At 36.8% G+C, this 8,462-nt stretch carries 10 protein-coding genes, 4 tRNA genes and 1 pseudogene; all 15 read right to left on the minus strand.

Annotated elements, in window-relative coordinates; genetic code table 11:
* Positions 1-249: pseudogene (locus ACIQ2S_RS08640) on the minus strand (50S ribosomal protein L1); the annotation flags it as partial.
* Between the two features lie 13 nt (positions 250-262).
* Positions 263-700, minus strand: a complete 438-nt coding sequence (gene rplK / locus ACIQ2S_RS08645; protein ID WP_396175019.1) for a 50S ribosomal protein L11 — start codon at positions 698-700, stop codon at positions 263-265.
* A gap of 61 nt (positions 701-761) precedes the next feature.
* Entirely contained in the window at positions 762-1,313 is a 552-nt protein-coding gene (gene nusG / locus ACIQ2S_RS08650) for a transcription termination/antitermination protein NusG (RefSeq protein WP_396175021.1), read from the minus strand.
* Positions 1,314-1,321: 8 nt separating this feature from the next.
* Positions 1,322-1,519 (minus strand): preprotein translocase subunit SecE, encoded by a 198-nt coding sequence (gene secE / locus ACIQ2S_RS08655; RefSeq protein WP_396175023.1) that lies wholly within the window; start codon positions 1,517-1,519, stop codon positions 1,322-1,324.
* Positions 1,520-1,534: 15 nt separating this feature from the next.
* Positions 1,535-1,605, minus strand: a tRNA-Trp gene (locus tag ACIQ2S_RS08660).
* A gap of 58 nt (positions 1,606-1,663) precedes the next feature.
* Positions 1,664-2,851: an elongation factor Tu gene (gene tuf, locus ACIQ2S_RS08665; protein ID WP_396175025.1), complete on the minus strand. Its 1,188-nt coding sequence runs from the start codon at positions 2,849-2,851 to the stop codon at positions 1,664-1,666.
* 53 nt (positions 2,852-2,904) lie between these two features.
* A tRNA-Thr gene (locus ACIQ2S_RS08670) sits at positions 2,905-2,976 on the minus strand.
* 78 nt (positions 2,977-3,054) lie between these two features.
* A tRNA-Tyr gene (locus ACIQ2S_RS08675) sits at positions 3,055-3,136 on the minus strand.
* 83 nt (positions 3,137-3,219) lie between these two features.
* Positions 3,220-3,293, minus strand: a tRNA-Thr gene (locus ACIQ2S_RS08680).
* Between the two features lie 92 nt (positions 3,294-3,385).
* Positions 3,386-3,688, minus strand: coding sequence for a ribosome hibernation-promoting factor, HPF/YfiA family (gene hpf, locus ACIQ2S_RS08685; RefSeq protein WP_396175027.1), 303 nt, complete (start codon positions 3,686-3,688; stop codon positions 3,386-3,388).
* Between the two features lie 33 nt (positions 3,689-3,721).
* The gene (locus ACIQ2S_RS08690) at positions 3,722-4,615 is read right to left on the minus strand and encodes a tyrosine-type recombinase/integrase (protein WP_396175029.1); all 894 of its coding nucleotides are present in this window, start codon (positions 4,613-4,615) and stop codon (positions 3,722-3,724) included.
* Positions 4,616-4,683: 68 nt separating this feature from the next.
* Positions 4,684-4,878 carry a 30S ribosomal protein S21 gene (rpsU, locus tag ACIQ2S_RS08695; RefSeq protein ID WP_396175031.1) on the minus strand — a complete coding sequence of 65 codons (195 nt, stop codon included), beginning with the start codon at positions 4,876-4,878 and terminating at the stop codon, positions 4,684-4,686.
* A 74-nt stretch (positions 4,879-4,952) separates the two neighbouring features.
* Entirely contained in the window at positions 4,953-6,122 is a 1,170-nt protein-coding gene (locus ACIQ2S_RS08700; RefSeq protein ID WP_396175033.1) for an acyl-CoA dehydrogenase family protein, read from the minus strand.
* A 34-nt stretch (positions 6,123-6,156) separates the two neighbouring features.
* Positions 6,157-7,032, minus strand: a complete 876-nt coding sequence (locus ACIQ2S_RS08705; RefSeq protein ID WP_396175035.1) for a ComEA family DNA-binding protein — start codon at positions 7,030-7,032, stop codon at positions 6,157-6,159.
* Between the two features lie 28 nt (positions 7,033-7,060).
* A partial coding sequence (locus tag ACIQ2S_RS08710) for an alanine/glycine:cation symporter family protein (protein ID WP_396175037.1) occupies positions 7,061-8,462 on the minus strand: 1,402 nt, incomplete at its 5' end.

Below are 8,462 nucleotides of genomic sequence, written 5' to 3' on the forward strand. Positions count from 1 at the left end.
TTTATCTGGAGTTACAAGAGCTAACACTCTCATATCTTTTCCTGTCCCGTGAGGCAATGTTACCACTCCTCTAACCATTTGATTTGCTTTTCTTGGATCTACTCCTAAACGAACTGCAATGTCAACTGACTCATCAAATTTAGCAGTAGCAACATCTTTAAGCAATGCCGAAGCGTCTTTTAAAGAATATAATTTGTTGTTCTGAATTTTTGATGCAGCCACTTTCTGCTTTTTTGTCAATTTTGCCATGTCTTTCTTTTAATTAAAAAGGAGCAGCTCCTGATACTGTTATACCCATAGATCTTGCAGTTCCTGCAATCATACTCATTGCAGCTTCAATTGTAAACGCATTTAAGTCTACCATTTTCTCTTCCGCAATAGTTCTAATTTGATCCCAAGTAACACTTGCTACTTTTTTACGATTAGGTTGACCTGAACCTGACTTAAGCTTAGTTGCTTCCAATAATTGGATAGCAGCCGGTGGAGTTTTAACGACGAAATCAAACGATTTGTCTTTGTATACCGTAATTTGTACCGGTAATACTTTGCCGGGTTTATCTTGTGTTCTCGCATTAAATTGCTTACAGAACTCCATGATGTTAACCCCAGCAGCTCCCAAAGCAGGTCCGACCGGTGGCGAAGGATTCGCGGCACCTCCCTTAACTTGTAGTTTAACTACTTTACTAATTTCTTTAGCCATTTGTTTAAAAAATTTAGCACATCTCAGTTGGAAGCAAGATGTGGATTATAATATGTAACAATTATACTTTTTCAACTTGCATAAAACTCAATTCTAATGGCGTTCTTCTTCCGAAAATTTTCACCATTACTTCAAGTTTACGCTTGTCTTCATTAATTTTCTCAACAGTTCCATTGAAACCGTTGAAAGGGCCATCTACAACTTTGATTGTTTCACCAATGATAAATGGTATGTTTTGCGTATCGGCATTTACGGCCAATTCATCTACTTTTCCTAACATGCGGTTCACTTCCGATAAACGCAAAGGCACAGGGTCTCCACCTTTTACTTCGCCTAGAAAACCAATAACTCCTGTAATCGATTTAATGATATGTGGAATTTCACCGGTCAAATTGGCTTCAATCATCACATACCCAGGAAAGTATACACGTTCCTTTGAGATTTTTTTACCGTCACGCACCTGCACTACTTTTTCAGTAGGCACCAATACCTGTTCGATAAAATCTCCCAAATGAAGTCGGTTGATTTCGTTCTCAATATAAGTTTTGACTTTATTCTCTTGTCCACTTACCGCTCGAACGACGTACCACTTTTTTAAATTAGTATCGGTCATAACTAGGTTTATCCTTTAATAAAATTAAAAAAGCCGGCTATTACAGTTGTAAAGAATTCATCTACACCCCATACGGCCAATGAAAATACAATAGTAAATACTGCTACGATAATTGTAAGACGTTGTACTTCTGCCCAAGGCAACCAAGTTACGTTTGTCTTCAACTCTTCGAAAGACTCTGTTATGTAATTAACAACTTTTGTCATTATAATTTATTTTTGCACGGGTGGAGAGATTCGAACTCCCATCAACGGTTTTGGAGACCGCTATTCTACCCTTGAACTACACCCGTTTGTTTAAAAGCCAGTCCTACTCAAAAGAATAGGAACTGGCTTTTTATAATAGTTGAATTAGTCAACAATTTCAGTAACCTGACCTGCACCTACTGTTCTACCACCTTCACGGATAGCAAAACGTAAACCTAGGTTAAGAGCGATTGGGCTCAATAAAGTTACGTCGATAGTTAAGTTATCACCTGGCATTACCATTTCAACTCCAGCTGGTAAAGAAATAGTACCAGTTACATCAGTTGTTCTTACATAGAACTGTGGACGGTAGTTGTTGTGGAATGGTGTGTGACGACCACCTTCTTCTTTTTTCAAGATATAAACCTCAGCTTTGAATCTAGCGTGTGGTTTTACTGAACCTGGCTTACAAATAACCATACCTCTACGGATATCAGCTTTGTCAATACCTCTCAATAATAGACCTACGTTATCTCCAGCTTCACCTCTGTCAAGGATTTTACGGAACATCTCAACTCCAGTTACTGTAGAAGTCAATTTGTCTGCACCCATACCAATGATTTCAACTGGATCTCCAGTATTTGCAACACCTGTTTCGATACGACCTGTAGCAACAGTTCCACGACCTGTAATTGTAAATACGTCTTCAACCGGCATCAAGAATGGTTTTGCATTGTCACGCACTGGCTCTTCGATCCAAGCATCAACAGCATCCATCAATTCAAGAATTTTATCAACCCAAGCAGCATCTCCATTCAATCCACCTAAAGCAGATCCTTGGATAACCGGTCCATTATCTCCATCATAATCATAGAAAGATAATAAATCTCTGATTTCCATTTCAACTAGCTCTAAAAGCTCAGCATCATCAACCATATCCACTTTATTCATGAATACAACGATTCTTGGAATACCTACCTGACGTCCTAAAAGGATGTGCTCACGTGTTTGTGGCATCGGACCATCTGTAGCAGCAACTACTAAGATAGCACCGTCCATTTGAGCAGCACCGGTAACCATGTTCTTAACGTAATCCGCGTGACCTGGACAGTCTACGTGAGCGTAATGACGGTTAGCAGTTTCATACTCTACGTGTGATGTATTAATGGTAATCCCTCTTTCTTTCTCCTCTGGAGCGTTGTCAATTTGATCAAACGATTTTGCTTGACAATAACCTTTTTCAGACAATACTTTCGTGATTGCTGCAGTTAAAGTAGTTTTTCCGTGATCCACGTGCCCAATAGTTCCAATATTAAGGTGTGGCTTGTTACGATTAAAATTTTCTTTTGCCATTTTAATTAATTTAAATCTTAGTTATATAATAGTGTTTAATTCATACAATTTTGAGCCAATGACGGGAATTGAACCCGTGACCTCTTCCTTACCAAGGAAGCACTCTACCCCTGAGCTACACCGGCGGTAAAGTTTTTTTGTTTCATGTTTAAAGTTTCATGTTTTAAAACCACTTGAAACTTGAAACCTTCAAACTTTTTTTGTGGGGAGAGCAGGATTCGAACCTGCGAAGATGTAATCAGCGGATTTACAGTCCGCCCTCGTTGGCCGCTTGAGTATCTCCCCCCTTATTTTAACTACATAGTAAAGAACGTAAACATTTCAGAATCTAATTCTTACAAAATATTTTAGCTTTTACAATTCAATTGAGCCGATAGAGGGACTCGAACCCACGACCTGCTGATTACAAATCAGCTGCTCTAGCCAGCTGAGCTACACCGGCATTACTCAATAAAAAAAGTCCGCTATTTCTAACGGACTGCAAATGTATAGATTTTATTTGTCAATCAAAACATTTTTTAAAAAAATATTAAACTATATATGCGTTCTGATTTTTTCTTTCCTTTTTAACAATAAACGTTCAAGGGCTTCTCCAGAAGAATCAACTGCTTCTTCAAAAGTTTTACATTGTTTTTTAACCATAAAATCATCCCCCGGAACATGAATTTTAATCTCCACTATTTTATTTTCTTTTTCACTGGTTGATTCTACTTTCAAAAAAACGTCTGCAACGACAACCTTATCATAGTATTTTTCTAATTTGTCCATTCGCTCCTGAATAAAATCTACTAATTTTCCATCAACATTAAAGTTAACAGCCATAACGTTTACCTTCATAATTATACTTTTTTTGGTTATACAATCAAACTACTAGTTGTTTCTGGGATGAGCATCTTGATATACTTTCTTTAGTTCCGACAAACTGCTGTGGGTATACACTTGAGTGGATGCTAAACTTGAATGTCCTAATAATTCTTTTACTGAATTTAAATCAGCTCCGTTGTTTAGCATATGAGTCGCAAAAGTGTGACGCAATATGTGAGGACTTTTTTTTACCTTCTCGGAGATAGCACTAAAATACAAATTAATTAATCGATACACAAATGTATCATTCAATTTAACACCTTTTTTGGTTAAAAACAAATAATTGGAATCCTTGATTTGCGGAAGTAAATTTCGTTCACTAAAATAGCGATTAAATTGTTCCAACACTATTGGTAGCAAAGGAACAATTCGATCTTTATTTCGTTTTCCTACTACTTTTAAAGTGGTTGAACCATAATCGATACTTGAAAGTTTCAAACTTATCAACTCTGCTTTACGAATACCGGTAGTATAAAATAAATCAATAATCAACTTATCTCTAATTCCTTCAAATCCTTCAGGATAGGAAATTTGATTCAGAACCAAGTCAATTTCCCTTTCGGAAAAAGGAATCTGAATTTTTTTGGGCGATTTCAAAGCCTTATGTTTTAGTAGCGGACTCTTTTCTATTTGCTTGATTCGCAATAAAAATTTAAAGTAACTTTTTAAGGAAGAGATTTTCCTATTCACTGAGGAGGAAGACAAACCTGCATCCACTAACGAGACAATCCAACTTCGAATTTGTGCATATACTACTGAATCGATAACTTCTTGGTCAAAGTGTTCCTTAGTAAACAATTCAAATTCGTGCACGTCTGCTAAATAGGCTTTCACGGTATGCAAGGAGTAATTCTTTTGCAATTGCAAATAATCTATGAAAGCTTCTACATTTGATTGCATAAAAAAACCGTTAGCCTCAAAGTTACAAAACTTCTCAAACTAACGGTTTACTTTTTATAAAAATGCTATTACATCTCTACACTGTCTCGCAATGTTTGAATGTACTGAGCTTTCTGAACTTGTGCTCTTCTAACAACAGAAGGTTTAATAAACGCTTGACGTGCTCTTAACTGACGAACAGTTCCTGTTTTATCAAATTTTCTCTTGTAGCGTTTTAACGCTCTGTCGATATTTTCTCCGTCTTTAATTGGTATAATTAACATAATCTAGACACCTCCTCTCATTTAGTGGGTGCAAAAGTAACAATTATTTTGACTTGCGAAAGACGAATATTGAATTATTTTACTGCGGGCTGATAATTTTGCTTATCAATGATCATTTTAGATAAAATTTCTTTTAGAATTTCGGAAGTTCCGCCACCTATTGGACCCAATCGACTGTCTCTTAACAAACGAGCCAATGGATATTCTTCCATGTACCCATAACCGCCTAACATTTGCAAACAACTGTATATGGTTTCGTCGGCAACCTTGGTAGATTTTAACTTAGCCATGGTAGCTTCTTTTACCACATATTCACCTCTGTCTAAACGGTCAACTGCTGCATAATTGAATATTTTGCAATGCTCCACATCCGTGGCATGTTCCACAATGGTGTGTCGCAATGCCTGAAACTTATCAATGGTTTTGCCGAAAGCTTCACGTTGCGACATGTACTCAATAGTATAATCAATCGCATATTCAGCTCTCGCATGAGCATTGATAGCCATAATTAATCGCTCTAAAGCAAAATGTTGCATGATGTACGGAAATCCTTTTCCTTCTTCACCCATTAAATTTGCTGAAGAAACTTCGACATTATCAAAGGCAATTTCGGCAGTATCAGACGCTCTCCATCCTAATTTATCCAACTTTGTAGCTGAAATTCCTTTGGCAGAAGTATCTACTAAAAAAATACTGATTCCTTTATTTCCAAGCTGCGGACTTGTTTTGGCGGCTACAACATAATAATCAGCGTACACCCCGTTTGTAATAAATGTTTTGGAACCGTTGATAATGTATTTATCGCCACTTTTTATAGCTGTAGTTCGCATACCCGCTACATCGCTACCTCCAAAAGGTTCGGTAATGCATAAAGCTCCTATTTTTTCGCCGGAAATACTAGGTGCCAAATAGTCTTGTTTGATTTGCTCACTTCCCTCTTCATTTAAATGCGTCATTGCTAAATAGGCATGAGCCCACATAGCTGCTGCAAAACCGGACGATTTAATTTTTTGCAGTTCTTCTAAAAATATTACAGTGTAAAACAAATCCAAGTTCATTCCACCATAGACTTCCGGGTAGTTGATACCAAAAAAGCCCATCTCACCGAATTTTTTCCAAATAAAACGCTCAATAGTACCCGTTTTTTCCCATTTTTCAATATGCGGCACTACTTCTTTATGTAAAAAATCGCGTAAAGTTGCCCTAAATAATTGATGCTCTTCGGTGAAATAAATAGAATTCATAGATAAATAAAAGATGATTTTTTACTATATTTTTTTAAAATTCCAAATATAAGGCGATTATTTTGATTTTTTCATTAGGCATTCCCTTAATTTTTGTTAAATCCTCAACAGAACGAATTCCGTTATGCATGCTTCGATAAATCACTATTTCTTTTGCTAGCGAGTAATTGAAATAAGGAAATTTGGCTAATTCTTTCGATGACAAATCATTAATAGCGATTTTTTCAATGGCAGGTGGGTCGGATATAGTAAAATGCAGCTGTAACAGCTCAATAACTTCGGGCGATAATCCCCAAACTTCACTCATTTGTTCCATCGATACAAAAGCTCCTAAGGTCGATCGTCTTTTTAAAATACGCTCAGAAAGGGCAGGTCCAATACCATAGAGTTGCATTAAATCATCTGCGGTTGCCTTGTTGATATCTTTCACTATAATTGCCTTCTTCTTGGCACCATCATTTTTGGAATAGTCGGTGTAATAACTTTTTCGAGGCTGATTCACCCAATCCGGAAACTTAAAGTAAGGTGAGATACTATTTAATAAACTATCGGAAACCTGTGTCACTTGCTGAAATTCCTTGGCTGAATTAACATATTTGTTCAATTTTCGAAAAGCAAATAATCGATCGATTTCTGCTACCGACATCCCTAATTGGGCACCTTTATAATCGGTGATAAAATTTGGATTGAAAGGATAAATTTGTCTCTTGCTCTCCTTTTGAGTGCTTTTCAAACTATCAACAACTAACTGTAAAGCAAGCCACTCCTGCTGCGATGAAGGAATATTTTCGTGACTTTTTTGAGCAGACCAATAAAAATAAATACCTTGGGTTAAACCAATCAATAGTAACAATAAAAAAATCCCACTTCGCTGGTCTTTGGAAAACTGGAAGTAGGATTTAATTTTCATGTTTTTATAGTTAAATTATAAAACAGTTTTATTCATATTTTTTTATTTCTCCTGATTTAAGTCTTCTGAAGTAATCTTTTAAATCTGCTTTTACTTCACCCGACAAAAAGTAGAGTCCTAATATATTAGGGAAAGCCATAGCTAAAATCATCATATCTGAAAAGTCAATTACGGCTCCTAAACTTGCAGAAGAACCGACTACCGCAAACACAAGAAACATAACTTTATAAATATTTTCCATTTTTTTTGTGTTTCCAAAAAGATACGTCCAAGATTTCATTCCATAATACGACCACGAAATCATGGTAGAAAAGGCAAACAAAACAATGACTAATAATAATACATATTTAAACCAAGGCAAAACACTACTGAATGCTGCAGAAGTCAAAGCCGAACCTGTCATTCCTTGCGTATCTGCGGCATATCCGGTAAAAATCAAAACTAATGCAGTCATCGTGCAAACCACTATAGTGTCAACAAATGGCTCTAATAGCGAAACGATTCCCTCACTAATTGGTTCATCAGTTTTTGCTGTAGAGTGAGCAATTGCAGCGGAACCAACCCCCGCTTCATTAGAAAAAGCTGCTCGTTGAAAACCTACAACCAAAACACCAATAACTCCACCTTTAATTCCATCAGCGGTAAATGCTCCATGAAATATATCGATAAACGCATCGCCAATACTTGTGATATTTACAGTAATAATAATTAATGAAGTAATAACATACATCCCAACCATGATTGGAACTAATTTATCCGTCACACTTGCAATTTTTTTAATGCCTCCAATAATAACAATTCCAACAAAGAAAGCTATAACAAGTCCATAATAGAATCCTTGTCCTTCAAATACCGGAAACACATTGGCTAATTGAGCAAAGGACTGATTGGCTTGAAACATATTACCACCACCAAAAGAACCGCCTATGGCTAGCATTGCAAAAAGAACTGCCAGAACTTTCCCTAATCGTGCATGACCTTTTCTTCGTAGGCCTTCGGACAAATAATACATAGGCCCGCCTGAAACCTCACCTAAATCGTTAAGTTTTCGATATTTGACCCCTAAAGTACATTCTACAAATTTGGAAGACATCCCTAAAAACCCAGCCAAAATTATCCAAAATGTAGCTCCGGCACCTCCTAAAGAAATAGCTACCGCAACTCCTGCAATATTACCTAAACCAACAGTTCCTGACAAAGCGGTAACTAAAGCTTGAAAATGCGAAACTTCTCCTTTATCTCCGGGATTGTCATAATCGCCGCGTATTAGTTGAATTGAATGCCTGATTCCTTTCACGTTAATGAAACCCATGTAAAGAGTAAAAAAGGTCGCTCCAACAACCAACCACATTACAACCAAAGGCATTTCAAATCCGTATGCAGCTAGAGGCTTATAAAAAAACACATTTGACATTGCATCAACAGCCGGT

Origin of the sequence: Flavobacterium sp., assembly GCF_044371705.1 — a bacterium.
Taxonomy (GTDB): Bacteria; Bacteroidota; Bacteroidia; order Flavobacteriales; family Flavobacteriaceae; genus Flavobacterium.

Coding starts and splice junctions, on each gene's coding strand:
- rplK (WP_396175019.1), bottom strand. CDS start 700: ATGGCTAAAGAAATTAGTAAAGTAGTTAAACTACAAGTTAAGGGAGGT.
- nusG (WP_396175021.1), bottom strand. CDS start 1,313: ATGACCGATACTAATTTAAAAAAGTGGTACGTCGTTCGAGCGGTAAGT.
- secE (WP_396175023.1), bottom strand. CDS start 1,519: ATGACAAAAGTTGTTAATTACATAACAGAGTCTTTCGAAGAGTTGAAG.
- tuf (WP_396175025.1), bottom strand. CDS start 2,851: ATGGCAAAAGAAAATTTTAATCGTAACAAGCCACACCTTAATATTGGA.
- hpf (WP_396175027.1), bottom strand. CDS start 3,688: ATGAAGGTAAACGTTATGGCTGTTAACTTTAATGTTGATGGAAAATTA.
- ACIQ2S_RS08690 (WP_396175029.1), bottom strand. CDS start 4,615: ATGCAATCAAATGTAGAAGCTTTCATAGATTATTTGCAATTGCAAAAG.
- rpsU (WP_396175031.1), bottom strand. CDS start 4,878: ATGTTAATTATACCAATTAAAGACGGAGAAAATATCGACAGAGCGTTA.
- ACIQ2S_RS08700 (WP_396175033.1), bottom strand. CDS start 6,122: ATGAATTCTATTTATTTCACCGAAGAGCATCAATTATTTAGGGCAACT.
- ACIQ2S_RS08705 (WP_396175035.1), bottom strand. CDS start 7,032: ATGAAAATTAAATCCTACTTCCAGTTTTCCAAAGACCAGCGAAGTGGG.